A 25,941-nucleotide genomic window follows, 5' to 3' on the forward strand; every position below is an offset into this window, starting at 1 on the left:
AGCCATACCGGTGGGCGGTGAGCGGCGGGCGGCAGCCGGCGGGTGGGTACGCGGAAGCGGCCGGCGCCGGGGCGTCGGCCGCTTCGGGGGCTGCTATGGGGTGGCCGGTGCCGTCGTCAGGGGGGCGGCGGCTTGGGGCCGGGTGCTCAGTACCAGTTGTGGGACTGCCAGAAGTTCCAGGCGTCGCAGGGGCTGCCGTAGGTGGAGTTCATGTAGTCCAGGCCCCACTTGATCTGGGTCTCCGGGTTGGTCTTCCAGTCCGGGCCCGCCGAGGCCATCTTCGAGCCGGGCTGTGCCTGCACGAGGCCGTAGGCGCCGCTGGACGGGTTGGTGGCCGTCGGGTCCCAGCCGCTCTCACGCTCGACGATGTTGCTGAAGCACTGGTACTGCGCCTGGTCCGGGATCAGCTTGTGCGCCGCGGCCTTCGCGTCGCTCGCGCTCGCGGAGGACGGGGCCTGTGCCGCAGTGGCGGCCTGGGCCGGGGTGGCGGCGAAGGCCGAGGCGCCCAGGGCGACGGCGCCGACAGCGACGACGGCCTTCTTGTGGGCGGCGAGGCGGCTGGTGATCGTGGACGAGGTGACGCGCACGGGAGGAGAAGCCTTCCGGTGGGGTGCAAGGGGCGCCGCCGAGGCTGCGGCCAGGGGGGAAGAAGCACGCTGCTCTCGGCGACACATCCACCCTGGGAAACAGCCGGGTGGGATGGCAACACCCCCCTCGTACTAGTGGATTTCGCACGGTGGGTGGAAGGTCCCGCCCGCCATGGCCCGTGGGGGAGGGGATCGGAGGGAGGGCGGAGCCTACGAAGGCCGGTCGTAAATGACGGAAGTCCTGTGGGTGGGGTCACAGGGAGAGGGGCGTTGGGTAAGGGGTGAGGGTAGTGGTTGGTTATTACCGGAGGTGGTCATCGCGGGAGGTGGTTGCTGCGGGAGGTGGTTAATGCGGGAGGTGCTTAATGCGGGAGGTGGTTATTGCTTGAAGGTTGCTGGTGTGTCGAACGCTGCTCGGCGGGTGGCGCGGCGGAGGGCCTTGAGGAGGGTGCTGCCGAGGGTGAGGGTGAGGACGACCGTGACCAGGGCCCGGGGCAGGTCCCAGCCCAGCGAGGTGGCCAGGCAGTAGGCCACGAAGCGGGCCAGGTTGTCGGGCAGCGGGTCGCCCGGGACGAAGGAGACGCCGGTGGCCATGCCGCCGATGTAGGGCCAGCCCTGGAGATTCATGACCAGGCCGTACAGGACGGCGGAGGCCGCTCCGTACACCGCGATCATGGCGAGTTCGCGGCGGCCGCGCAGCCGGTCCGGGCCCGGCAGCAGGCCCGCGCCCATCGCCACCCACCCCATCGACAGCATCTGGAACGGCAGCCACGGCCCCACACCGCCGGTCAACAGCGCGGAGGCGAACATCGACACCGAACCGAGCACGAACCCGAAGCCCGGCCCCAGGACCCGCCCGGCCAGCACCATCAGGAAGAACATCGGCTCGATACCGGCGGTGCCCGCGCCCAGCGGACGCATCGCAGCGCCCGCGGCGGCCAGCACGCCGAGCATGGCGATGGCCTTCGCGTCCAGACCGGGCGCGCCGCCCGCCGCGGACGACGCCGACGTGTCGGCGATCGTGGCCACGACGACGCCGAGCAGCAGCGGCAGCAGCGCCGCGAAGAGCCACGGCGCGTCCCTGGAGTGCGCGAGACCGGAGGCGGAGTCGGCCAGCAGCGGCCACCCGAAGGCCATCACGCCGAGCGCGGAGACGAGGACGAGTGCGGCGACGGCCCGCGGCCCCAGCCGCACCGCCCGCGCCTGCCGGTCCTCCGGTGCTTGCGGGGTCGCCGGTGCTTGCCGGTCCGTCGGTGTCTGCGGGGTCGCCGGTGCTTGCCGGTCCGTCGGTGCTTGCCGGTCCGTCGGTGCTTGCCGATCCTCCGGTGCTTGCCGGTCCGCCTGTGCCTGCCGGTCTTCCGGCGCCTGCCGGTCTTCCGGCGCCTGCCGGTCCTCCGGTGCCTGCCGGTCCTCCCGCGCCGTACGGGTACGGGTGCCGGGGGTGTGGGGTGGCTCGGGGGGCCCGGTGGGGCCGGGGGGTTCGTTCCGGGGGGTCATGCTGTGGCCTCCAGGGCGTGGGCGACCTGGGGCACGGTGAGCCACGGCAGCGGCGCGAGCACCTTGGCGACCTGCGGCGCGAAGGCGGGCGAGGAGACGACGACCTCGGCCGTCGGCCCGTCCGCGACGATCTCGCCGTCCGCGAGGATCACCACGCGGTGCGCCAGCTCGGCGGCCAGTTCGACGTCGTGGGTGGCCAGGACGATCGCGTGCCCCTCGGCGGCCAGCCCGCGCAGCAGCTCGACGAGACGGCCCTTGGCCGCGTAGTCCAGACCGCGGGTCGGCTCGTCGAGCAGGAGCAGCGGCGGGCGGGCGGTCAGCACGACGGCCAGCGCGAGGGCGAGCCGCTGGCCCTCGGAGAGGTCGCGGGGGTGGGTGTCGTCCTGTACGTCCGGGAGCAGCCGGGTGACCAGGTTCCGGCAGGTGCCGGGGGCGGCGTCCGCGTCGTGGTCGGCGGCGGCGCACTCGGCGGCGACGGTGTCCGCGTACAGGAGGTCGCGCGGTTCCTGCGGTACGAGGCCGACGTGCCGCAGCAGCGTTCGCGGGCCGGTGCGGTGCGGGGCCGCGCCGCCGACGCGTACCGAGCCGGCGGCGGGTTCGTGCATACCGACGAGGGTGGTGAGGAGGGTGGACTTTCCCGCTCCGTTGCGGCCCATGAGGGCGATCGTCTCGCCGGCGCGTACCGTCAGGCCGACGCGGTGCAGGGCGTCGATCCGGCCGCGCCGTACGGAGAGCCCCACGGCCTCGGCGGCGAGCAGGCCGCCGGAGGAGCCCGCAGGCACGGGCGCAGGTGCAGGCGCAGGCGCGGACGCGTGCCCGGACCCGGACCCGGGCGTCAGCCCGGCCCGACGGCGGTCCTCACGATGCTCCTCGCGGCGGCGCCACCGCCCGAAACGCTTCCGGGCGGAGCGACCATCTTCCGGTTCCGGGCCGGGGCCGGTACCGAGGCCGGGCGTCCCGGAACCGGCCTCCATCTCCGCATCCGCCCCCGCCCCCGTCTCTGCCGCCCCCGTCTCCGCCGCCCCCGTTCCCCCCGGTTCCACCCCGTCCAGCCGTTCGCGCAGTGACGACGCCTTGCGGCGGGCGTCGCGTACGGACAGGGGGAGCGGCGACCAGTGGGCGAGCCGCCCCAGGGCCACCACCGGCGGGTGGACGGGGGAGACGGCCATGATGTCGGCGGGCGCGCCGACGACCGGGGGCGCGCCGGGTGCGGGCAGCAGGATGACCTGGTCCGCGTACTGGACGACGCGCTCCAGCCGGTGTTCGGCCAGCAGGACCGTCGTGCCGAGGTCGTGCACCAGGCGTTGCAGCACCGCGAGCACCTCCTCGGCGGCGGCCGGGTCCAGGGCGGAGGTCGGCTCGTCCAGGACCAGGACCTTGGGGTGGGTGGTGAGCACCGAGCCGATGGCGACGCGCTGCTGCTGCCCGCCGGAGAGCGTGGTGATGGCGCGGTCGCGCAGGTCGGCGAGGCCGAGGAGGTCCAGGGTCTCCTCGACGCGGCGCCGCATGACGTCCGGGGCCAGGCCCAGCGACTCCATGCCGTAGGCGAGTTCGTCCTCGACGGTGTCGGTGACGAAGTGGGAGAGCGGGTCCTGGCCGACGGTGCCGACGACGTCGGCCAGCTCGCGCGGCTTGTGGGTGCGGGTGTCCCGCCCGGCCACGGTGACGCGGCCGCGCAGGGTGCCGCCGGTGAAGTGCGGTACGAGGCCGCACACGGCGTTCAGGACGGTGGACTTGCCGACGCCGGACGGGCCGACGAGCAGGCACAGTTCGCCTTCCGGCACGGTCAGGTCGATGTCCTGGACGGCGGGTCGCGCCGCGTCCCCGTAGGTGACCGACACCTGGTCGAAGCGGATCACTGGGGGGACTCCTTCGTGTGCGGCGCGTCCGTGTGCGGCGCGCCCGGCGCCGGTGACTTCCTTACTCGTGCCCGCCCGGCACCAGGTTCTCCCGGCCCCGGCCCGGTCCCCGCCGCCCCCGTCGCCCCCGTCGTCCCCGTCGCCCCTGTCGCCTCCGCCGCCCCCGTCGCCCGCGGCGGCAGCGGTGCGACGAACGCCGGGAGCAGTCCCACCAGGACACCGGCGGCGGGCCACAGCGGGAGGGCGGGCGCGGTGAGCGGGACGGCGGGCGGGTGCAGGGCGGCCGGGTCGTAGGCGTTCGCCCAGATCATCAGGGCGGCCACCGCGATGCCGGAGCCCGACACGAGCCAGGCGCGTACGCCCCACCGGTCGGGCCGGTAGCGGCTGCGCACGGAGCGGCGGCCGCCCAGCCACAGTCCGCCGAGGGCCGCGACGAGCCCGGCGAGCAGCACCGGCAGGCCGTACGCCGCTCCGGTGTCGGCCAGCAGCCCGTACGTACCGGCGCAGACGCCGAGCAGGCCGCCGAGGGTGAGCGCGGTGGTGGTGTGCCGTACGGCGGGCGGGACCTGCGCCGTACGGCCGTAACCGCGCGCGTCCATCGCCGCCGCCAGCGACACCGAACGCTCCAGCGCGCCTTCCAGGACGGGCAGCCCGACCTGGAGCAGCGCCTTGAAGCCCCGGTCCGGGCGGCCGCGCAGCCGGCGGGCGGCCCGCAGCCGCTGCACGTCGGCGACGAGGCTGGGCGCGAAGGTCATCGCGACGACGACCGCGACCCCCGCCTCGTACAGCGCCCCCGGCAGGGACTTCAGCAGGCGCGCCGGGCTGGCGAGCGCGTTCGCGGCGCCGACGCAGATCAGCAGGGTGCCCAGCTTCAGCCCGTCGTAGAAGGCGAACAGCATGCCCTCGGCGGTGACCCGGCCGCCGATCCGCACGCCGCGCGCCCACTCGGGCAGCGGCACCTCCGGCAGCGTGACCAGGGTGTGCGTACCGGGGATGGGCGAGCCGAGGAAGAACGCGAAGAGCAGCCGGATGCCGATCACCAGCAGGCCGAGTTTCAGGAACGCGCCGTACGAGCGGGCCCACGGCGCGTCCGTGCGGCGCGCCGCGACGACGTACCCCGCGACGCCGATCAGCAGGCCCAGCAGCAGCGGGTTGGTCGTCCGGGACGCCGCGGTGGCCAGGCCCAGCGCCCACAGCCACCAGGCGCCCGCGTGCAGCGCGGTGGAGCGGGTGGCGCGGGGGACGCGGGCGCTCATCCGCGGCGGCGGCGGGCCTGCCACCCGGCCGCCGCGCCCAGGACGACCACGACGGCGATGCCCCCGATCAGCCCGGCGGAGGGGCCGCCCGAGCCGTCGTCCGCCTGCCTGCCGGCGACCGCGTCCTTGGCGGTGCCGGTGCCCGGTGAACCCGAACCGGGCCCCGGCCCCGCCTTCTCCGCACACCCCGCCTTCGGATATCCGGAGATCGCGCACAGCAGCGCGCTCGCGTCGTACCGCAGCGGCCCCGCGACCGCCGCCAGCGCGTCGCCGACCGTCCCGTCCGCGGGCAGCCGCGCGCACTCCGTACGGACCGGCGGCGGGTTCTCCCCGGCCGCCGCCTCCGCCTTCGAGCCGAAGTCGAGGACCAGGCCGACGCGCTTGGTGCCGTCCTCGGCGGGCGTCTTCGCGCAGATCGCGGCGAAGTCCGCGGCGTGGCGCGGCTTGCCTGCCTCGGCGGAGCCGGCGCTGACGGTGTAGCGGAAACCCGCCACGGCGCCGTCCCGGGGGCGGCTGGTGGCCGGTCCCTCCGTCGCGTACGACCAGCCGCCGTCGCCGGACGCCGTGGCACCGGCGGCCGGGCCGTCCCAGAAGGACCAGTAGCGGTACTCCTGGGCCTGGGCGGGCGCCGCGCCCAGGCCCGTGACCGTACCGGCCAGGGCCAGGGCGCCGAGGAGGCGGGCGGAGCGGGACCGCGGCGGGCGCATCAGGCGTCGCTCTTGTTCCGGCGGCCGCTCAGCAGGAACCCGGCGCCGACGCTCGCCACGAAGACGATGCCGACGATCCACCACACGCCGGAGCCCTGCTCGTCCTTGTCCTGCGCGTCCTTCTCGGGCGTGGCGGACGGCGCGGAGCTGCCGGCCGGCTTGGGGCCGGTGGCGTTCAGCTGCGCGACGAGGTCGGCGCCGCCGAACGCGCGCGGGTCGCCGCCGGCGGCGTGCGCGGCGAGCACCAGCTGCGCGTACGCGGCCGGACCGGCCTGCTTGGCCCAGTCCGCCGAGTTCTTCTCCAGCCACTTCAGGGGCTGCTGCGCGGCGGCACCGTGCGAACCGGCGGCGAGGGCCACGACGGTGTCGGCGGTGTTGCCGACGTCGGGCTGGTCCTCGGCGCCGGGCATCGCGGACTTCAGGTGCCCGTCGTTCGCGCCGAGCACCGAGACCAGGTACGCGGCGCCGCCCTCGGCGGCCTGCTTCGGGTCCTTGCCCGCCGCGCCCCCGTCGCACTTCAGGGGCTTGACCGGCTCGTTGACGTCCTTGCCCGCCGGATCCACCACGAAGCCGTCGCCCAGGCCGCCGAGCACGGCGGCGGCCGTGGCGTCCGCGTTCGGGTCCAGCTTGCCGTCCTTGGGCTGGAAGGCGAACGCGCCGCGCTCCCCTTCCTTCGCGTCGCAGCCCAGCTGGAAGGTGACGAGCGCGTCGTACGGGGACTTGCCGCCCTTCTGCACGGACTCCGGCTTCCCGCCCGCCGCCTTCAGTGCGCCGATCACCACGGAGGTGGAGTTGGCGTCACTGGGCGAGCCGCCCATCGAGGGCCAGCCACCGTCGTCGTTCTGCACCGACTTCAGCCACTTCACGGCCTTCTGTACGGCGTCGTCGTGCCCGCCGAGCGCGGCCAGCGCCTGCACCGCGGCAGCCGTCTGGTTGGTGTCCCGCATCGTCTTGTCGTCGCACGCCTTGGTCGGATTGGCGCGGAAGGCGGAGAAGGCGCCGTCGGTGCACTGCTGCCCGGCGAGCCAGTCGACGCCCGTCACCGACGGGCGCACGCCCACGGTGCGCTGCGCGAGGAGGGCGAGCGACTGCCGCCAGACGCCGTCGTACTGCGGGTCCTTGGTGCCGTACAGCCCGTCCGGCAGCTTCGAGGCCCGCGCGGCGGGAGCGGGGGAGTCGGCGGCCGCCACGGGGGCACCGGCCGCGCACAGCACGGCGGCGCCGGCCAGCGCCGCGGCGGCGCGGCGTGCCAGGGCGGCGAAGGTGGGGGCCGTGGAAGCCCTGGGAGCCAGGGGAGCCTGGGAAGCCGTGGTGGCCATCGGGTCGGTGCCTCTCGGGTCAGTTCGGTGCGTGGGTGCTGCGGTGGGTGCGCAGCCGCACTCGGAAGCCCTGCCGCCCGCCGATCGTGATCGGCCGCGGTGGCACCGGGCTCAGCTCCGCATACCTCGACGGTGCCGCGCACCGGGCGTCCGCGCGAGGAGGCGCGGCCCTACGGTGGCGGGAGCCTTCGTCGTGCCCCACCGGGTGCTCCGGCTCGCCGGGCGTACGGGTCCGGCGCGGGCGGCCGGGGCGTGGGACCCGACAGAGGTCCCGGCGGCCGGCCGGTGCGGCGGTGCCGTGCGTCCCGGATCACGGTTGCGGGTCAGCGCCGGATTTCCACCGGCTTCCCCCGATCGGGCACAGGATGAAATTGTCTCGCATACCTTAACCGGCGGGCCGGGGGAGCCCCGGGTACGGGCCTGCGAGGTGCTCGCCGGGGTGCTCGCCGAGGCCCGGGGCACTCCCCTCACACCGCCCGGTACGTCACCGGCTCCGGCCCCGACAGCCCCGACGGCCCCGCTGCCCCCGCCGACCCAGCCGCCCCCGCCGTCCTCGCCGACCCCGGAACGGCCTCCGCCAGCCCCAGCCGGACCAGGTGCCGCAGATGCGCCTCCGCCTCCGAGACCGCGATGCTCCGCGATGCGTACGGAATCCGCTCCCACGGCCGGTTCCACTCCATGGCCTCGGCGAGCTGCCAGGGAGTGCGGGGTACGGCGAGCAGCGCGCGCAGTCCGGCGAGCCGCTCCTCGTGGTGGGCGAGCAGCTCGCGCACCCGGCCGGGCGCGTCCGTGAAGGCGTGCTGATGGGCGGGGAGCACCTCGGCGGGCGCGAGCCGGGCGACGCGTTCCAGGGAGGCCAGATAGTCGCCGAGGGGGTCGGTGGCCGTCGGGTCGTCCGGGTCCTCGTACAGCCCGATGTGCGGACTGATGCCCGGCAGCAGGTGATCGCCGGAGAAGAGCCGGCCGTGGCCCGGCCGCCGCGCCGGGTGCTCCTCCTCCAGGTGCAGGCAGACGTGGCCGGGGGTGTGGCCGGGTGTCCAGACGGCGCGCAGCCGACGACCGGGCAGGTCGAGGAGCGCGCCGGGGGCGATCTCGCGGTCGGGCAGCGCGGCCCGCCGTCCGGGGTGGTCGCGGGTCCGCCCCTGTGCGCGTGCCGCGCGCAGGGGGGCCAGGTGGCTGTCGGGTGCTCCGGCCGCGGCCAGTTTGGTGAGCAGGTAGTCCAGCCAGCGGCCGGGTTCGGCCTCCCGGGTGCGGCGTACGACGGCGGCGTCCGCGGCGTGCATGGCGATCCACGCGCCGGACGCCTCCCGTACGCGGGCGGAGAGGCCGTGGTGGTCGGGGTGGTGGTGGGTGATCACGACGCCGTGGAGGTCGGTGACGTGGAAGCCGCAGGCGGTGATTCCGGCGGTCAGGGTGTCCCAGGCGTCCGGGTCGTCCCAGCCGGTGTCCACGAGGACCGGGCCCCGGCCGGTCTCCACGAGGTGGACGAGGGTGTGGCCGAGCGGGTTGTCCGGGATGGGGACGGCGATCGACCACACGCCGCCCCGGTGGTCGGTCACTCGGGGCCCGTCCTCCGCCGTTCCGGTCAGGGTTGCTGCCGTCATCCGCCGCACCTCCGCTTCCGCGCGGACCGGCCGCGCCGCCGTGCCGGGCATTGCCCAGCATAACTAGAACTGGTATCAGTCCTGATGCGGCGTCAGAAATACGGCGTACGGCGTCCGTACGCGCACACTCACCGGTCGACCCGCAGGAGGCGGCAGCCATGAGCGCACTCGTCGAGTACGAACAGCTCTACATAGGCGGCGAGTTCGCCGACCCGGCCGGCGGCGACGTCATCGAGGTGGTCTCGCCACACACCGAGCAGGTCATCGGCCGGGTGCCGCACGCCTCGCGCACCGACGTGGACCGCGCGGTCTCCGCCGCCCGCGCCTCCTTCGACTCCGGGGTGTGGGCGAACGCGCCGCTGGCCGAGCGGATCGCCGTGGTCACCCGCATCAAGGACGCCTTCGCCGTACGGAGCGAGGAGATCGCCGGGGTCATCAGCGCCGAGAACGGCACCCCGTACACCTCCGGCGTGATGGTGCAGGCGCTCGCCGCGATGATGGTGTGGGACGCGGCACTCACCGTCGCCCGCGACTTCCCGTTCGAGGAGCGCCGGGCGGGGGCGCTCGGTCCGCTGCTGGTGCGGCGCGAGCCGGTGGGCGTGGTGGCGGCCGTGGTGCCGTGGAACGTGCCGCAGTTCACCGCGGCGGCCAAGCTGGCACCGGCGCTGCTGGCCGGCTGCTCGGTGGTCCTCAAGGTCTCGCCGGAGACGCCGCTGGACGCCTACCTCCTGGCGGACATCGTGAGCGGGGCCGGGCTGCCCCCGGGTGTGCTGTCCGTCCTCCCGGCGGACCGCGAGGTCAGCGAGTACCTGGTCGGGCACCCGGACGTGGACAAGGTGGCCTTCACCGGGTCGGTCGCGGCGGGCAGGCGCGTCATGGAGGTCGCGGCGCGCAATCTGACGCGGGTGACGCTGGAACTGGGCGGCAAGTCGGCGGCCGTCATCCTGCCGGACGCCGATCTGGACGCCGCGGTGGCGGGCATCGCGCCGTTCGCGTGGCTGGTCAACGGGCAGGCGTGCATCGCCCAGTCGCGCATCCTGGCGCCGCGCGAGCGCTACGACGAGATCGCCGAACGCTTCACCGCCGCCGCGTCCGCCCTGCGCGTGGGCGACCCGCTGGACCCGGCGACCGAGATCGGCCCGCTGGTGGCCCGGCGCCAGCAGCAGCGCTCGCTGGACTACATCGCCCTCGGGCAGCGGGAGGGCGCCAAGGTCCTCACGGGCGGCGGGCGGCCGAAGGGCCTGGAGACCGGCTGGTACGTGGAGCCGACGCTGTTCGGCGAGGTGTCCAACTCCATGCGTATCGCCCGCGAGGAGATCTTCGGCCCGGTGATCTGCCTGCTGCCGTACGAGGACGAGGACGAGGCGATCCGTATCGCCAACGACTCCGACTACGGGCTGTCCGGCTCGGTGTGGACCGCGGACACCGCGCACGGCGTCGACGTCGCGCGGCGGGTGCGCACCGGCACCTACTCCGTGAACACCTTCAGCATCGACATGCTCGGGCCCTTCGGCGGCTACAAGAACTCCGGCATCGGCCGGGAGTTCGGGCCGGAAGGCTTCGGCGCCTACCTGGAACACAAGACGATCCACCTGCCGGCGGAGGGGTGAGGGACGGTATGAGCGATACGGCCGGCAAGAAGGACGAAGAGGCCGGTACGGGCGGGAAGACCGGAGAGGCCGGCGTGGCCGGAGAGACCGGCACCGGCCCCCGCTGGCGCGTGGCCGTGGACCGGAGCGTGTGCATCGGCTCCGGCCTGTGCGTGGCCACCGCCCCCGGCGGCTTCGAGCTGGACGCGGCCCGGCAGTCGCACCCCGTGCGGGACGAACGCGACGCGTCCGACGACGTGCTGGCGGCGGCCGAGGGCTGTCCCGTCGAAGCGATCACCGTGACGCTCGCCGACACGGGGGAGGCGGTCTTCCCGCCCGCGGAGTGAGGGGCCGGGGCCGGGTCCGAACCCGCGTCCTGAGGGCGCGGTAGGTCAGCCCTCGTCCGAACGGGACAGCGCTTCGGTGATCATGCGGGTGGCGAAGTCGGGGTCGTCGGTGATGCGGTTGATGTGCTCGGCGAGCAGGAAGGCGGTGACCTCCAGGGGAGTCATCTCCTTCGAGGTCCACTCCCCGTACTGCTTGCGCCACAGGTTCGGGCTCAGGCCGGTGCCCGCGGCGATGACCAGACCGGCCATGGTGGGGATGGCCTCGGGGCGGACGCTCTTGGGCATCATGCGCATCGAGGCCACCAGGTTGGGGACCACGTACTCGATGACGTCCTTGTCGTGGTCCTCGTGAGCCTTCTGCAGCCACCTCATGAACATGAAGATGAGCGTGCACGCGCCGTCCAGCACGTCGCTGGCCCCCTTGGGACCCAGTGACGCCGTGAACTGGTCGATCAGCTCCTGCTGTTCGGGGTCGACCGTGGTCTTGCCGGCGTGGATGCCCTTGAGCCGGGAGTCGATCATCATGAGCGCCGCGCCCACATCGCCGGCGGGAGCGTTCTGGGGGCCGTAGGGCGATGACACAGGGTTCCTCCTCAGGTGGCCGCGATGAGCAGCGCGGCGTGTCCGACAGTAGACGGCCGACGGGGACCGGCACCGGCGGTTCGTCAGCTTTACGGCGTCGGAGTGGTGCGGCGTTCCCGCCGGGCGGTACGCGTGTGCGGCCCGCGCCCACCGGTACGTACCGTCAGTAACCCGTGAACTTCTCACGGTGACCTCGTGACATCTGCGACTGTTAACGCCCCTCGGCGGCGTGGAAATCTCTGTGCCACGCCGCCGAGGGGGGAAACGATGGACAAGCGGTACGAGGTTTACTGTCTCGCCGACAGATTCTTCTACGAGACCCCGGACCGCCTGTCTGCCGGGACCGGAGCCGCCTCGGGCAGCGGTCCCCTGTACGAAGCGGCGCAGCGCGCCGTCCCCGAAGGGTGGCGGTGTTTCCTCTCCGGGGACTGGCTTCACGTGAATCCGGTCGACGCCGAAGGACAGCCGCGTCCCGGACTGCCCCCGCAGGGCTGGAAGATCCACGTGTCGGCCTGTACCGACAACGCCGAGAAGCTGGCGTCCCAGGTGTGGGACTACTGCGTCTCCCGGCTGATCCCGTTCAAGTTCGTGCCGGGTCCGCGCCCGCTGCACCTGCGCAACTCCAAGTACGCGGACCGCGGTTCGAGCGGCAAGTTCGCCACCATCTACCCCGCGGACGAGCAGCAGCTGCACACCGTCCTGCGGGAGCTGGGCGCGCTGCTGGCGGGCGAGCAGGGCCCGTACATCCTCAGCGACCTGCGCTGGCAGGACGGCCCGCTCTACGTACGGTACGGCGGATTCACCCGGCGCTACTGCGTCGACGAGCACGGGAACCTGGTCGGAGCGATCGAGAACCCCGACGGCAAGCTGGTCCCGGACCGGCGCGAGCCGAAGTTCCACGTACCGGAATGGATCGAGCTGCCGGACTTCCTCGCCCCGCAGCTCGCCGCCCGCAACTCCACCACCGTCGCGGACCTTCCGTACCAGATCGAGTCGGCGCTGCACTTCTCCAACGGCGGCGGCGTCTACCTCGGCCGGGACAAGCGCACCGGCGACAAGGTCGTCCTCAAGGAGGCCCGTCCGCACGCCGGGCTGGCCGCGGACCGCGCCGACGCCGTCACCCGCCTGGAGCGCGAACGGGCCGCCCTGGAGAAGCTGTCCGGGCTCGGCGTCGCGCCGGAGGTCCGCGACTGGTTCACCCTGGACGACCACCGCTTCCTGGTCATGGACTTCCTGGAGGGGCGCACCCTCAACTCGTTCTTCGCCGAGCGGCACCCGCTGATGGGGCCCGCGCCCGACCCGTCCGCGCTGGCCGACTACACGCGCTGGGCGCTGGGCATCCACGCCGCCGTCGAGGACGTGGTGGCCACCGTGCACCGCCGCGGCGTCGTCTTCAACGACCTGCACATGTTCAACATCATGGTCGCGCCCGACGAGAGCGGCGTGAAACTCCTGGACTTCGAGGCGGCGGCGGAGGCCGGCGAGGCGCAGCGGCAGACGCTGGCCCACCCCGGCTTCATCGCCCCGGCCGACCGCACCGGCTTCGAGGTGGACCGCTACGCGCTCGCCTGCCTGCGCCTCGCGCTGTTCCTGCCGATGACCACGCTGCTGGTGATCGACCGGGACAAGGCCGCGCACCTCGCCGAGGTGGTGGCGCACGAATTCCCCGGCGTACCGGCGGAGTTCCTGGCCGAAGCGGTGGACGTGATCCAGGGGACGCCGGGGACCCCGGCCGCGCCCGCGGGCGCACCGGTGACGTCCGCGCCCGCGAAACGGCGCACCGGCCCCACGCCCTACCTCCCCGCCGAGCCCGCCGACTGGCCGCACAGCCGCGACTCGATGGTCGACGGCATCCTCGCCTCCGCCACCCCCGAACGCACCGACCGGCTCTTCCCCGGCGACATCGCCCAGTTCACGGACGGCGGCGGCCTGGGGATCGCGTACGGCGCCGCCGGCGTCCTGTACGCGCTCGCCGAGACCGGTGCCGGGAGGTACGGGGAAGGCGAGGAGTGGTTGTTGCGGCAGACCGCCCCGCCTCCTCCCGGCACCCCGCTGGGCTTCTACGACGGGCTGTCCGGCGTCGCCTGCGTACTGGACCGGCTGGGCCACCCCGAGCGGGCCATGGAGCTGATGGAGCGGGTCCTCGCCGAGAAGTGGCACCGGCTCGCCCCCGACCTGCACGGCGGCCTGGCCGGCGTCGGCCTGGCACTCGACCACCTCGCCCGCACCCGCGGCGAACGGGAACTGCGCGACCGGGCCCTGGAGGCCGCCGGGCACACCGCCGACCGGCTCGACGCCTGCGGAAAGCGGGCCGGGCTGCTGCGCGGCGCCAGCGGACCCGCACTGCTCTTCCTGCGGCTGTACGAGAGCACCGGCGACCCGGGCCTGCTCGACCTCGCGGCCGAGGCGTTGCGGCGCGACCTGGCGCGCTGCGTACGGAACAAGAACGGCACCCTGGTCGTCGACGAGGGCTGGCGGACCCTGCCGTACCTCGGCGCGGGCAGCATCGGCATCGCGACGGTGCTGGACGACTACCTGGCGCACCGGGCGGACGAGGAGTTCCAGGAGGCGCGGACCGCCATCCTGCCCGCCGCCGAATCCCGCTTCTACGCGCAGCCCGGTCTCTTCCGCGGCCGCGCGGGCAGCGTCCTGCACCTGGCGCGTACCACCACACCGGGCGCCGACCTCGACGGTGCGCTGGCGGCCCAGATCTCCTATCTGAGCTGGTACGCCATGCCCTACCAGAAGCACCTCGCCTTCCCCGGCGACCAGATGATGCGCCTGTCGACGGACCTCGCGACCGGGACGGCGGGCTGCCTGCTCGCCCTCGGTGCCGCGCTGCACGACCGGCCCGTCCAGTTGCCCTTCCTCCCGCCGCTGCCCTCCCCGGAGGCCGGGCGGCCCTGAAGCCGGCCCCGGCCGTCGTGCCGGAGCCGTACCACCGGGTGCCCCGGGGAGACCCGCCACCCGGCACCGCAGCAACACCAGCAACACCAGCACCATCAGCAACACAGCAACACCAGCACGACAACGTCCCCATAGTGAGAGGAAAGTGTCATGGCGCTTCTCGACCTGCAGGCAATGGACGCTCCGGAGCACGGCGGCGGCGGTGGCGGCAGCGAGGCCAGCCTGCTGCTCTGCTGGAGTGACGCCAGCATCGTCCTGTGTCTCTGACCGGACCGGTCAAAAACCCTGCCGGAGCCTGAACCGGTAGACAAGTTCCGGGATGTGTGATCCGGACGTGCGTGCGGCCCCTGCGCGGGCCGCACGCACACCCCGTGGGAGAGGCAGTGACCGTGACCCCCGCCGACCGGCTGCTGGGCGGCGCCCTGCGCCACAGTGCCCTGCGTGCCACCGCGCTCCTGCTGCTCACCGCGGCCTCGGCCGGCCTCGGCCTGGCCCTGCCCGCCGCCCTCGGCCACACCCTCGACCTGCTGCTCGAACACCGGCCCGCAGGGGGCTGGCTCACCATCTGCGCGGCCCTGACCTGCCTGATCGTCCTGCTGGACGCTCTCGACGGGCTGCTCACCGGCACCACCGACGCCCGTGGCACCGCCTGGGTACGGCGGCGCCTGACCCACCATCTCCTCGCCGCCGGACCGCGCGCCACCGAACGGTACGGGACCGGCGACCTGGTCACCCGCGTCGTCGGCAACGCCACGCACGCCGGTACCGCCCCCACCGCCCTCGCCGGCTCGCTCTCCGCCGTCGTCACCCCCGTCGGCGCGCTGATCGCCCTCGTCCTGGTGGACGTGTGGACCGCCGCCGCCTTCCTCCTGGGGATGCCGCTGCTGGCCCTCCTGCTGCGCGCCTTCGCGCGCGACACGGGCGACTGCGTCGGGCGCTACCAGGAGAGCCAGGGCGACATGGCGGGACGGCTCGTCGAAGCGGTCGGCGGGGCCCGTACCATCGCCGCCGCCGGGACCCAGCGCCGCGAGGCCGCCCGCATCCTCGCCCCGCTGCCCGGACTCGCCGCGCACGGCCACCGCATGTGGCACGTCCTGGGGCGGTCCACGGCCCAGGCCGCGATGCTCGTACCGCTGCTCCAGATCGCCGTGCTGTGCGTGGCGGGAGTCCGGCTGTCGCAGGGCGCACTGACCGTCGGGGCACTGCTCGCCGCTTCCCGGTACGCGGCGCTGGCCACCGGAGTCGGCCAGGTCGTCGGCCGGCTGAACAGCCTGGTGCACGCCCGCGCCGCCGCCCGGCGCATCGCGGAGGCCCTGGAGATCCCGGCGATGCCCTACGGGAGGCGGCAGCTCGGCTCGGGCAGCGGCACGCTGAAGCTGCACGGCGTCACCGTGCGGCGCGGCGACCGCACCGTGCTGCGCGGCCTGGACCTGACCGTGCCCGGCGGCACCTCGCTCGCCGTCGTTGGCCGCTCCGGCACCGGCAAGTCCGTGCTGGCCGCGGTGGCCGGACGGCTGGCCGACCCCGACTCCGGCATGATCACCCTCGACGACGTACCGCTGGCCGACCTGTCGCACGACGCCCTGCGCCGCGCGGTCGGCTACGCCTTCGAGCGCCCGGCGCTCATCGGCGACACCCTCCGCGACACCCTGGCCCTCGGCTCGTACGCACCCGGGCGCGAGGAGGTGGAGGCCGCCGCCGAAGCCGCCTGCGCCGCGCCCTTCGTCCACCGGCTGCCCGACGGCTACGCGACTCCGTGCGCGGACGCCCCGCTGTCCGGCGGCGAGGTCCAGCGCCTCGGCCTGGCGCGGGCGTTCGCGCACGCCGAGCGGCTGCTGATCCTCGACGACGCCACGTCCAGCCTGGACACCGTCACCGAACTGAACGTCACCCGCGCCCTGCTGCACGACGTGAAGGCCGCCACCCGGATCGTCATCGCGCACCGCGCCGCCACCGCCGCCCGCGCGGACCTGGTGGCCTGGCTCGACGACGGACGCATTCGCGCCCTTGCGCCGCACGCCGAACTGTGGCACCTGCCCCCGTACCGGGCACTGTTCGCCACGGCCCCGAAGGAGACCGCGCATGTCTGAAGCCCAGCGGCGGGGGGTCGTCCCGGGAGTCCCCCTGCGGCGGTCCGGACTGCGCTTCATCAAACGGCGGCGTGCGGTCCTGGCCCGGCTCGCGGGCTGGTCGCTGGTCGAGTCCGCGCAGACCTTCCTGTTCGGGTTCGCGCTCGCGCACGCCCTCGACGACGGGTTCCTGCGCGGCGGGCCGGTCGTCGGGATCGTCTGGCTGGCCGCCGCCGCGCTCTGCGTGGGCGCCGGCGCGTACGGCACCGCACGGGTCTACGGGGCCGTGGCCGACCTGGTGGAACCGCTGCGCGACACCCTGGTGCGCAAGGTCGTCTCCCGTGGGCTGTACGCACCCGACGGCGCGGCCGTCTCCCGGCTCACCCACCAGGTGGAGATCGCCCGCGACACGTTCGCCGGACTGGTGCTGGTGTCCCGCTCGTTCGTCTTCGTCACCGCCGGGGCGCTGATCGGCCTCTGCTCACTGGCCCCCGTACTCCTGCTGCTGGTCCTGCCGCCCCTGGTGCTCGGCCTGGCGCTGTTCGCCGGGGCGCTGCGGCCGATGGCCCGACGCCAGGAGACGTTCCTCGCGGCGGACGAGGCCATCGCCGAGGAGACCGGGACCGCGGTCGGCGGGCTGCGCGACATCACCGCGGCCGGGGCTGAGCGGACCGTGGCGGCCGCGGCGGGCGAGCGGTTCGACGCCGAACTGCGGGCGTCCCGGGCCCTGGCCCGCTGGAGCGTGTGCCGGGTGCTCGCCCTCGGGATCAGCGGCCGGCTGCCCATCGTCCTGCTGCTGGTCGCGGCGCCCTGGCTGCTCGGCCGCGGGGTGACCCCCGGCGCGCTGGTCGGCGCCCTCGCGTACCTCACGCAGTCGCTGCTGCCCGCGCTGCAGAGCCTGATGCACGGACTGGGCACGGCCGGCACCCGCCTGGGCGTGGTGCTGCGCCGCCTCACCGCCGAACCGGTCACGGGCGCGGCGGACGCCCGGCCGCGCCGCACGCCCCGCGACGGGCACGCCGTCGAACTCACCGGCGTGACCTTCGCGTACGGCCCGCACGCCGACCCGGTCGTCCGCGGCCTCGACCTGACCGTGCCGGCCGGCGGACATCTGGCCGTCGTCGGGCCGAGCGGAATCGGCAAGTCCACCCTGGCCGGGCTGGTCGCGGGCATGCTGGAGCCGGGCAGCGGCGAGGTGTGCCGCCCCGCCACCGCGGACCGGGTGCTCGTACCGCAGGAGGCGTACGTGTTCTCCGGCACCGTACGGGAGAACCTGCTGTACCTGTGCCCCGACGGCGAAGTCGCGGACGAGGACGTCCTGGCCGCCGCCGGGGAGGTCGGCGCGAGTGCGCTGCTGGCCCGGCTGGGCGGTCCGGACGCCACGCTCGTGCCCTCCGAACTGTCCGCGGGGGAGCGCCAGTTGATCGCCCTGGTGCGCGCCTACCTCGCGCCCGCGCCGCTGGTCGTCCTCGACGAGGCGACCTGCCACCTCGACCCGGCGGCCGAGGCCCGCGCCGAACGTGCCTTCGCGGCCCGGCCCGGCGGCTCGCTGATCGTCGTCGCGCACCGCATCAGTTCGGCGCTGCGGGCCGAGCGGGTGCTGGTGATGGACGGTACGCACGTCCGTACGGGGCGGCACGCCGAGCTGCTGCGGCGGTCCGCGCTCTACCGCGAACTGACGGGCGGGTGGTGGAAACACGGGAAGCCCCCGGCCGTCCCGGCCCTACAGCCAGCCCTCCCCGCGCGAGATGCGGATGGCGTCGACGCGGTTGCGGGCTCCCGTCTTGCGGGTGATGGCGGACATGTAGTTGCGCACGGTCCCGGTCGACAGATGCAGGACGCCGGCGATCTCGGAGACCGAGGAACCCTCGGCGGCCAGTGACAGCACGCTCAGCTCGCGGCGGGTCAGCGGGATGTCGGCCGCCTGGAGGAAGCCGAAGCCCAGCGACCCGTCGATGAACCGTTTCCCCGCCGCCACCTGCCGTATTCCGGTGGTCAGCTGTACCGGCGAGGCCTCCTTGTCGACGTAGCCGAGGGCGTCCGCCTCGAAGGCGCGGCGCAGCGGCCCCGGCCGGTGCGCCGAGCCCAGCACCAGCAGGGCCGGGGATTTCCCCGGGCCTTTCCCTCTCGCGAGTTTGGATAACTTGCGCAATATGCCTTGCCCGGTGTGCTCCGGGCTCTCCGCGTCCACCACGCAGACGTCGGGGCGCAATGTGCGCACCCGCTCCGTCGCGTCACGTGTGGTGGCGGCGGAGACGTCGATGTCGTTCTCCCGGTCGAGTACTTCTGTCAATGCCCACCGGAACAGACAGATGTCATGCACGAGTAGCACCCGGATCACTGCAGTCCCCCTCCAGACCCCCGTGTACCGGCACCGTTGCGAGTACCCGGAATTCATACCTGCAATGCCGCTGTCATGGACCCGAAGAATTGGCCAAGCGGAGGCGTGGGGGCGCGCGTTGGGGTCGCACGCGCCCCGAATGCGCCGCGTTAGGGGGTTACCCGTTCGTAGCTTTCCGGTCAGGTACGGCGCCGGGGCGCGGTCAGGTCGATGAGCCGGCAGACCGTCTCGATGTCGATCTTCACCTGGGCGATCGAGGCGCGCCCGGACAGCCAGGTGATCAGCGCCGAGTGCCAGGTGTGCTCGATGACCCGGACGGCGGACAGCTGCTCCGGCGTCGGTGCGCCGTCCAGCCCCATCGCGTCCAGGATGATCGCCGTGGTGAGCCGGGAGACGGTGTCCACCTCCGGGCTCACCGACCGGTCGGCGAACGTCAGGGCGCGGACCATGGCGTCCGCCAGCTGCGGTTCGCGCTGGAGCGCCCGGAAGGCCCGCATCAGGGTCTGCGCGACCCGCGCGCCCGGCTCCCGCTCGGTCGGCGGGCGCTTGCGCAGCGTCTCGTGCATGTGCTGCAACTGGTCCTGCATCGTCGCCACGAGCAGGTGCACCTTGGAGGGGAAGTACCGGTAGAGGGTGCCGAGCGCGACGTCGGACGACTCGGCGACCTCGCGCATCTGTACGGCGTCGAACCCGCCCCGGACGGCCAGCCGGGCGCTGGCGTGCAGGATGCGGCGGCGTCGGGCCTCCTGACGCGCGGTCAGGGGCGGACTGGCGGGAAGCGCCGCTCCGGCCGCTGTGGAGTCCGTAGTCATATGTCCCATTCCGTGACAGTCCGTCCGCGGTGCGGCGCGTACCGGTCATCCGATCGGCACAGCATGGCAGGGGCGCCGGTGGTGGCGCGAATCACCTGGTGCGGCTCTTTTCGCCGGGGTCCCGGCCGGTAGATTCGAAGCTCCTTGAACTGATCAGTAGCCTGTCGGCCGCCGTGGCCCGCGGGCGCCTGCGGACCGGCCGCCGGCCGGGCGCGGCCGATCCGTACTGAAACTTGTTCTAGATTAGCGCCAGCGGTTACGCTCCGGCGAAAGTCCAGCGAGAAGGGGGCCGAGAGTGTCCGCCGAGGCCGTCCAGGCAGCCGCGCCGCACCCCGCCGAGGCCCCCGCCGCCTCCGCCGGGCCGGACGGCGACCGCCCCCTGCGCATCGCCCTCCTGACGTACAAGGGCAACCCGTTCTGCGGCGGCCAGGGCGTCTACGTCCGCCACCTCTCCCGCGAACTGGCCCGCCTCGGCCACACCGTCGAAGTGATCGGCGCCCAGCCGTACCCGGTCCTCGACGAGGTGGGCACCTCCCGGACGGAGTCCGGCGGAGTCACCCTCACCGAACTCCCCAGCCTTGACCTCTACCGGCAGCCCGACCCCTTCCGCACGCCGAAGCGCGGCGAGTACCGGGACTGGATCGACGCCGTCGAGGTCGGCACGATGTGGACCGGCGGCTTCCCCGAGCCCCTCACCTTCTCCCTGCGCGCCCGCCGCCACCTCGCCGCCCGCCGCGGCGACTTCGACGTCGTGCACGACAACCAGACCCTCGGCTACGGCCTGCTCGGCGACCTCGGCGCCCCCCTGGTCACCACCATCCACCACCCCATCACCGTCGACCGGCAGCTCGACCTGGACGCCGCGGCGGGCTGGAAGCGCCGCGCCTCGGTGCGCCGCTGGTACGGCTTCACCCGGATGCAGAAGCGCGTCGCCCGCCGCCTGCCGTCGGTGCTCACCGTCTCCGGCTCCTCCCGCCAGGAGATCACCGACCACCTCGGCGTACGGGACGGACGCATCCACGTCGTGCCCATCGGCGCCGACACCGACCTCTTCGCGCCGGATCCGGCGGTCCCCGAGATCCCCGGCCGCATCGTCACCACCTCCAGCGCCGACGTCCCCCTCAAGGGCCTCGTCCACCTCGTCGAAGCCCTGGCCAAGGTCCGTACCGGCAACCCGCGGGCCCACCTGGTGGTCGTCGGCAAGCGCGCCGACGACGGCCCGGTGGCCGCCGCCATCGCACGGCACGGCCTCGGCGACGCGATCGAATTCGTCAAGGGCATCAGCGACGCCGAACTCGTCGACCTGGTCCGCGGCGCCCAGATCGCCTGCGTCCCCTCCCTCTACGAAGGCTTCTCGCTGCCCGCCGCCGAAGCCATGGCCACCGGTACGCCGCTGCTGGCCACCACCGGCGGCGCCATCCCCGAGGTGTCCGGGCCGGACGGCGAGACCTGCCTGTCCGTACCGCCCGGCGACGCGGACGCGCTGGCCGCCGGGCTGACCCGGCTGCTGGACGACGACGCCCTGCGCCGCCGCCTCGGCGCCGCCGGACGCGAACGCGTCCTCGCCCGCTTCACCTGGCGCCAGGCCGCCATCGGCACCGCCGAACGCTACCGGGAGGCCATCGCCCTCCAGAACCCGCGCGGGCGCGCCGCACGCACCCGCCGGGCCCCCGCCACCGCCCCGTCCCCCGCCGGCCAGGCCTGATGCGGCCCGGCCGGGCACCGAACAGCACCGTCACCACCGCCATGACCCGCCCCCGCACCGGCCGTAGCCGCCCGCGAACCCCCAGGACGAAAGCAGAGAGCCCTTGCTGACCGTCGACTTTTCCCGATTCCCGCTGGCGCAGGGCGACCGCGTCCTGGACCTGGGCTGCGGCGCGGGCCGGCACGCCTTCGAGTGCTACCGGCGCGGCGCGCAGGTCGTGGCCCTCGACCAGAACGCCGAGGAGATCCGCGAGGTCGCCAAGTGGTTCGCCGCGATGAAGGAGGCCGGGGAGGCCCCCGCGGGCGCCACCGCCACCGCCATGGAGGGCGACGCGCTGGCCCTGCCGTTCCCCGACGAGAGCTTCGACGTCGTCATCATCTCCGAGGTCATGGAGCACATCCCCGACGACAAGGGGGTGCTCGCCGAGATGGTGCGGGTGCTGCGGCCCGGCGGGCGGATCGCGGTGACCGTGCCGCGCTACGGCCCGGAGAAGGTCTGCTGGGCGCTCAGCGACGCGTACCACGAGGTCGAGGGCGGCCACATCCGCATCTACAAGGCCGACGAACTGCTCGGCAGGATGCGTGAGGCGGGCCTGAAGCCGTACGGCACCCACCACGCGCACGGGCTGCACAGCCCCTACTGGTGGCTCAAGTGCGCCTTTGGCGTCGACAACGACCAGGCGCTGCCGGTCAAGGCGTACCACAAGCTGCTGGTCTGGGACATCATGAAGAAGCCGCTGGCCACGCGGATGGCCGAGCAGCTGCTCAACCCGGTCATCGGCAAGAGCTTCGTCGCCTACGCCACCAAGCCGCACCTGCCGGGGCAGGCCACGGCCGGCTCCGCCGCCACCGGCTCCGCCACCGGCACCGCAGCCACCACCGGCACGGCCGCCGCCGGGGCTGCCAAGTGACGACACCGGGACGTACGGAACACCTGGTCCTGCCCGGAGTACTGACCGCCGAACAAGCGGCCCGTACGGTCGCCGGCATCGTGGCGACCCAGCGCGAGGACGGCGCGATCCCCTGGTTCCGCGGCCACCACCTCGACCCGTGGGACCACACCGAGGCCGCCATGGCCCTGGACGCGGCCGGCGAGCACGAGCGCGCCGAAGCCGCGTACGCCTGGCTCGTACGGCACCAGAACCCGGACGGCTCCTGGTACGCGGCCTACGCCGACGGGGACGCCGCCGCCCCCACCGACCGCGGCCGCGAGACCAACTTCTGCGCCTACATCGCCGTCGGAGTCTGGCACCACTACCTGTCCACCGGCGACGACACCTTCGTGGACCGCATGTGGCCCGCCGTCTACGCGGCCATGGAATTCGTCCTGGAACTCCAGCAGCCCGGCGGCGAGATCGGCTGGAAGCGCGAGGACGACGGCACCCCCGTCACCGACGCGCTGCTGACCGGCTCCTCGTCCGTCTACCAGGCGCTGCGCTGCGCCCTCGCCCTCGCCGACCAGCGCGAGGAACCCCAGCCCGACTGGGAACTGGCCCTCGGCCGGCTCGGCCACGCCATCCAGCACCACCCGGAACGCTTCCTGGACAAGGCCCGCTACTCCATGGACTGGTACTACCCGGTCCTCGGCGGCGCCGTGCGCGGCACCGCCGCCAAGGACCGCGTCGAGTCCGCCTGGGAGGACTTCGTGGTCCCCGGCCTCGGCGTGCGCTGCGTGCTGCCCAACCCGTGGGTCACCGGCGGCGAGAGCGCCGAGCTGGCCCTGGCGCTCTGGGCGATGGGCGAGTCCGACCGCGCCGTGCAGATCCTCAAATGGGTCCAGCACCTGCGCGCCGACAGCGGCATGTACTGGACCGGGTACGTCTTCGACGACGACGCGGTCTGGCCCGAGGAACAGACCTCCTGGACGGCCGGTTCGATGCTGCTTGCCGTGGCCGCGCTGGGCGGGGACGAGGCGACCACCGCCGTCTTCGGGGGCGAGCGCCTGCCGACGGGGCTGGACCCGGACTGCTGCCGCTGACGGTACGGGGGCTGCCGGGGGCCGCTCAGTGCTCGATCCGCCGGATACGGGCGGCCAGCGCGTGCCCGGCGAGCAGGTACACGAGCGCCGGCAGCCCGTAGTTCAGCAGCGTCCGCAGCCAGACCGTGTCGAAGGTGAACAGGTTGTAGGACCAGCCCGCCAGCCACCGCGCCGCGCCCTGGACGAAGTGCACCAGGTCGTTGGCGCGGTTCGCGTCGAGCAGATACATCACGATCCACAGGCCGAGGATCACGGCCGTGACGTCCGCGATGACGGTGACGGCCGTGGCCGCGTGGGTGCTTCCGTTTCCGTACCGGTGTCTCCTGGACATGACGCCCGGGTAGCCGCGTAAGCCCGCCATAAACAACTTCCCCTCGACGCCGCCCTGTTCACCACGAACCCCGGAAGCCGGCCGCCCGCACCGCCCCATTACTGTGCGACCCATGACGACCATGACCGGAATACTCGACCACGACCGCTACTGCGCCGAAGTCCTCGCCGAGGCCGACCGGTTCCGGCAGACCGTGCGCGGCGCCGACCTGACGGCACCCGTACCGACCTGCCCGGAATGGACCCTCGAAGACCTCGTACGGCACGTCGGCGGCGCGTACCGCTGGGCGGGCGAGACCGTACGGACCCGGGCCACCGAGATGGTGCCGTTCGACGCGGTCCCGGAGCGCGAGGGCCCGCCGGCCGACGACCCGGCGGCGCTGGACGCCTGGCTGGCCGAGGGCGCCCGGCTGGCCGTCGACGCGATGCGCGAGGCGGGCCCCGACGCGCCGGTCTGGGCCTGGGCACCGGGACAGCGCTCCGGTTTCTGGCCCCGGCGGATGACCCACGAGGCGATCGTCCACCGGGCCGACGCGGTCGCCGCGACGGGCGCCGCCTTCCCCCTCGACCCCGCGGTGGCCGCCGACACCATCGAGGAGTGGACGCAGCTGATCTGCCTGATCACCACCCTGAAGCCCGACCACGGCCTCAACCGCTTCCTCGGCACCGGCCGCACCCTGCGCCTGCACGCCACCGACACCCCGCCCGGCACCCCCGCCGACTGGCTCCTCGACTACACCGGCCCCACCCCCACCTACCACCACACCTCCGACGCCCCGGCCACCGTCACCGTCCAGGCCCCCGCCGCCGACCTCCTCCGCGTCTACTACCGCCGCCTCCCGGCCGACACCCCGGGCGTGGAAATCACCGGCGACCGCCCGTTCCTGGAGGAGTGGCTGGCGGCGGCCACGTTCTGAGGGAACGGGCCACCGGCCGGGACGGCACGCCGGGACAGCGGGGCCGGGCCGCTCCGCGTCAGGCGGCGTGCGGGACGAAGGACAGCGACACCTCGTCCGAGTCGATGGAAAGGTCGAGCTGAGCATCGAGGGCACCCGCCAGCCGGCGCAGCAACGGCAGCGTCGGCACCGTCCCGCCCCCCTCGATCCGCTCGACCTCCTCCTCACCGAGCCCGGCCCGGCGGGCCAGCTCACCCACCGTCATCCCGAGCACGCCGCGAAAGTCGAACACCGCCTGCCCAAGCGCAATCGCCGCCCCCGCCTCCACGTAGGCGGGGTCCGCCCGGTGCTCGTCCGGTACTTGCCACTGCGTGTGGTATCCGCGTTTCATCCGTGAGCTCCGCTGACCTCAGGTTCGATCTCCAGCGCGTACGGAGCTTCCATGGCGCGAGGCTAGGTGGGCAAGGAGGCGCGTGGGTGGTGGAGGGTGTGTGGTTCACCCGTGTGGGGTGGGGCTGCTGGTGGGTCAGCTGTTCAGTTCCGCCAGAACCCGGAGGGTTTGCACGTCCGGGGCCGTGACGAGGAGGTCGGTCACCGGGCCCTGGCGCCAGGTGGTGAGGCGGTCGGCCAGGCGGGGGCGGGGGCCGATGAGGGAGATGGCGTCGGCGAAGGTGTCGGGGACGGCGTGGACGGCTTCGTCTCTGCGGCCCTGGAGGAAGAGGTCCTGGATGCGGCGGGCCTCCTCCTCGTGGCCCATGCGGGCCATCAGGTCCGCGTGGAAGTTGCGGGCCGCGTGGCCCATGCCGCCGATGTAGAAGGCGAGCATGGCCTTGACGGGGAGCAGGCCCTCGGCCACGTCGTCGCAGACCCGGGCGTGGGCCATCGGCGCGACGAGGAAGCCTTCGGGGGCGTCGGCGAGGGATGCCTCGTACACGTCGGTGCGGTACGGGGACCAGTACAGCGGGAGCCAGCCGTCGGCGATGCGGGCGGTCTGCGCGATGTTCCTGGGGCCCTCGGCGCCGAGGAGGACGGGGAGGCCGGAGCGGCGGGGGTGGGTGATGGGCTTGAGGGGCTTGCCGAGGCCGGTGCCGTCGGGGCCGCGGTAGGGGAGCGGGTGGAAGCGGCCGTCGAGGGTCACGGGGGCTTCCCGGCGCAGCACCTGGCGCACGATGTCCACGTACTCGCGGGTGGCGGTGAGCGGGCTCGCGGGGAACGGGCGGCCGTACCAGCCCTCCACCACCTGCGGCCCGGACAGGCCGAGCCCGAGCAGCATCCGGCCGCCGGAGAGGTGGTCCAGGGTCAGCGCCTGCATCGCGGTGGCGGTGGGGGTGCGGGCGGCCATCTGGGCGATGGCGGTGCCCAGTTTTATCCGGGTGGTGTGGGCGGCGATCCAGGTGAGGGTGGTGAAGGCGTCGGAGCCCCAGGCTTCCGCGGTCCACACCGAGTCGTAGCCCAGCCGTTCGGCCTCCTGGGCGAGTTCGACGTGCCGGGGGTCGGGGCCGCGGCCCCAGTAGCCGAGTGCCAGGCCGAGTCGCATGGTGGTGCCCCTCCCGTGCC

General features: G+C 73.9%; 22 protein-coding genes and 1 pseudogene. 10 read left to right on the plus strand and 13 right to left on the minus strand.

What is annotated here, in order from left to right:
- Positions 1-146: 146 nt before the first annotated feature.
- The 7 genes from A6A06_RS15565 to A6A06_RS15595 all read right to left on the minus strand — a co-directional run bounded on the left by A6A06_RS15565 (position 147) and on the right by A6A06_RS15595 (position 8,829).
- Positions 147-587 carry a transglycosylase SLT domain-containing protein gene (locus A6A06_RS15565; RefSeq protein WP_073761769.1) on the minus strand — a complete coding sequence of 147 codons (441 nt, stop codon included), beginning with the start codon at positions 585-587 and terminating at the stop codon, positions 147-149.
- 378 nt (positions 588-965) lie between these two features.
- Complete coding sequence (locus A6A06_RS15570; RefSeq protein WP_073762183.1) at positions 966-1,781, minus strand: ECF transporter S component; 816 nt, start codon at positions 1,779-1,781, stop codon at positions 966-968.
- 299 nt (positions 1,782-2,080) lie between these two features.
- A complete protein-coding gene (locus A6A06_RS15575; RefSeq protein ID WP_073761770.1) occupies positions 2,081-3,943 on the minus strand; it encodes an ABC transporter ATP-binding protein in 1,863 nt (620 codons plus the stop codon).
- Positions 3,940-5,199, minus strand: coding sequence for an energy-coupling factor transporter transmembrane component T (locus A6A06_RS15580; protein ID WP_242440782.1), 1,260 nt, complete (start codon positions 5,197-5,199; stop codon positions 3,940-3,942). The genes A6A06_RS15575 and A6A06_RS15580 overlap by 4 nt, the downstream gene beginning before the upstream one ends.
- Positions 5,196-5,906, minus strand: a complete 711-nt coding sequence (locus A6A06_RS15585; RefSeq protein WP_073761772.1) for an SCO2322 family protein — start codon at positions 5,904-5,906, stop codon at positions 5,196-5,198. Before A6A06_RS15585 ends, A6A06_RS15580 begins: the two co-directional genes overlap by 4 nt.
- Positions 5,906-7,225, minus strand: coding sequence for a prenyltransferase/squalene oxidase repeat-containing protein (locus tag A6A06_RS15590; protein ID WP_079194029.1), 1,320 nt, complete (start codon positions 7,223-7,225; stop codon positions 5,906-5,908). Before A6A06_RS15590 ends, A6A06_RS15585 begins: the two co-directional genes overlap by 1 nt.
- Positions 7,226-7,692: 467 nt before the next feature.
- The gene (locus A6A06_RS15595; protein ID WP_079194078.1) at positions 7,693-8,829 is read right to left on the minus strand and encodes an MBL fold metallo-hydrolase; all 1,137 of its coding nucleotides are present in this window, start codon (positions 8,827-8,829) and stop codon (positions 7,693-7,695) included.
- Positions 8,830-8,987: 158 nt separating this feature from the next.
- Between A6A06_RS15595 and A6A06_RS15600 the strand changes: the two genes are divergently transcribed.
- Positions 8,988-10,439, plus strand: a complete 1,452-nt coding sequence (locus tag A6A06_RS15600; protein ID WP_073761773.1) for an aldehyde dehydrogenase — start codon at positions 8,988-8,990, stop codon at positions 10,437-10,439.
- Positions 10,440-10,447: 8 nt separating this feature from the next.
- Positions 10,448-10,765, plus strand: coding sequence for a ferredoxin (locus A6A06_RS15605; RefSeq protein WP_079194030.1), 318 nt, complete (start codon positions 10,448-10,450; stop codon positions 10,763-10,765).
- A gap of 45 nt (positions 10,766-10,810) precedes the next feature.
- Here the strand turns inward: A6A06_RS15605 and A6A06_RS15610 are convergent, their stop codons facing one another.
- Complete coding sequence (locus A6A06_RS15610; protein WP_073761774.1) at positions 10,811-11,347, minus strand: hypothetical protein; 537 nt, start codon at positions 11,345-11,347, stop codon at positions 10,811-10,813.
- 267 nt (positions 11,348-11,614) lie between these two features.
- On the opposite strand from A6A06_RS15610, the gene lanKC reads away from it, so the two are divergent.
- The 4 genes from lanKC (at position 11,615) to A6A06_RS15630 (ending at position 18,205) form a co-directional block, all read left to right on the plus strand.
- On the plus strand, positions 11,615-14,254 hold the full coding sequence (lanKC, locus tag A6A06_RS15615) for a class III lanthionine synthetase LanKC (protein WP_073761775.1): 2,640 nt from the start codon (positions 11,615-11,617) through the stop codon (positions 14,252-14,254).
- A gap of 150 nt (positions 14,255-14,404) precedes the next feature.
- A complete protein-coding gene (locus A6A06_RS15620; RefSeq protein WP_073761776.1) occupies positions 14,405-14,521 on the plus strand; it encodes a SapB/AmfS family lanthipeptide in 117 nt (38 codons plus the stop codon).
- A gap of 116 nt (positions 14,522-14,637) precedes the next feature.
- Positions 14,638-16,344 (plus strand): ATP-binding cassette domain-containing protein, encoded by a 1,707-nt coding sequence (locus A6A06_RS15625; protein ID WP_073761777.1) that lies wholly within the window; start codon positions 14,638-14,640, stop codon positions 16,342-16,344.
- Entirely contained in the window at positions 16,337-18,205 is a 1,869-nt protein-coding gene (locus A6A06_RS15630; protein ID WP_073761778.1) for an ATP-binding cassette domain-containing protein, read from the plus strand. Before A6A06_RS15625 ends, A6A06_RS15630 begins: the two co-directional genes overlap by 8 nt.
- On the opposite strand, the pseudogene A6A06_RS15635 reads toward A6A06_RS15630, so the two are convergent.
- Positions 18,131-18,721, minus strand: a pseudogene (locus A6A06_RS15635) (response regulator transcription factor); the annotation flags it as partial. The gene A6A06_RS15630 and the pseudogene A6A06_RS15635 sit on opposite strands and share 75 nt — an antisense overlap.
- Positions 18,722-18,843: 122 nt before the next feature.
- Positions 18,844-19,476 (minus strand): TetR family transcriptional regulator, encoded by a 633-nt coding sequence (locus tag A6A06_RS15640; protein ID WP_073761780.1) that lies wholly within the window; start codon positions 19,474-19,476, stop codon positions 18,844-18,846.
- Between the two features lie 295 nt (positions 19,477-19,771).
- On the opposite strand from A6A06_RS15640, the gene A6A06_RS15645 reads away from it, so the two are divergent.
- The 3 genes from A6A06_RS15645 (at position 19,772) to A6A06_RS15655 (ending at position 23,158) form a co-directional block, all read left to right on the plus strand.
- Positions 19,772-21,181, plus strand: coding sequence for a glycosyltransferase family 4 protein (locus tag A6A06_RS15645; RefSeq protein WP_073761781.1), 1,410 nt, complete (start codon positions 19,772-19,774; stop codon positions 21,179-21,181).
- 103 nt (positions 21,182-21,284) lie between these two features.
- On the plus strand, positions 21,285-22,091 hold the full coding sequence (locus A6A06_RS15650) for a class I SAM-dependent methyltransferase (RefSeq protein WP_073761782.1): 807 nt from the start codon (positions 21,285-21,287) through the stop codon (positions 22,089-22,091).
- A complete protein-coding gene (locus A6A06_RS15655; protein WP_073761783.1) occupies positions 22,088-23,158 on the plus strand; it encodes a prenyltransferase in 1,071 nt (356 codons plus the stop codon). The genes A6A06_RS15650 and A6A06_RS15655 overlap by 4 nt, the downstream gene beginning before the upstream one ends.
- 25 nt (positions 23,159-23,183) lie before the next feature.
- Here A6A06_RS15655 and A6A06_RS15660 read toward each other — a convergent pair whose 3' ends face one another.
- Positions 23,184-23,489 carry a hypothetical protein gene (locus A6A06_RS15660; protein ID WP_073762186.1) on the minus strand — a complete coding sequence of 102 codons (306 nt, stop codon included), beginning with the start codon at positions 23,487-23,489 and terminating at the stop codon, positions 23,184-23,186.
- Between the two features lie 112 nt (positions 23,490-23,601).
- Between A6A06_RS15660 and A6A06_RS15665 the strand changes: the two genes are divergently transcribed.
- Positions 23,602-24,405, plus strand: coding sequence for a maleylpyruvate isomerase N-terminal domain-containing protein (locus A6A06_RS15665; RefSeq protein ID WP_073761784.1), 804 nt, complete (start codon positions 23,602-23,604; stop codon positions 24,403-24,405).
- A 58-nt stretch (positions 24,406-24,463) separates the two neighbouring features.
- On the opposite strand, the gene A6A06_RS15670 is transcribed toward A6A06_RS15665, so the two are convergent.
- Both A6A06_RS15670 and A6A06_RS15675 read right to left on the minus strand, forming a co-directional pair.
- The gene (locus tag A6A06_RS15670; RefSeq protein WP_073761785.1) at positions 24,464-24,775 is read right to left on the minus strand and encodes a helix-turn-helix domain-containing protein; all 312 of its coding nucleotides are present in this window, start codon (positions 24,773-24,775) and stop codon (positions 24,464-24,466) included.
- A gap of 135 nt (positions 24,776-24,910) precedes the next feature.
- Positions 24,911-25,921: an LLM class F420-dependent oxidoreductase gene (locus tag A6A06_RS15675; RefSeq protein ID WP_073761786.1), complete on the minus strand. Its 1,011-nt coding sequence runs from the start codon at positions 25,919-25,921 to the stop codon at positions 24,911-24,913.
- Positions 25,922-25,941: the final 20 nt, after the last annotated feature.

Source organism: Streptomyces sp. CB02923 (genome assembly GCF_001905005.1).
Taxonomy (GTDB): Bacteria; Actinomycetota; Actinomycetes; order Streptomycetales; family Streptomycetaceae; genus Streptomyces.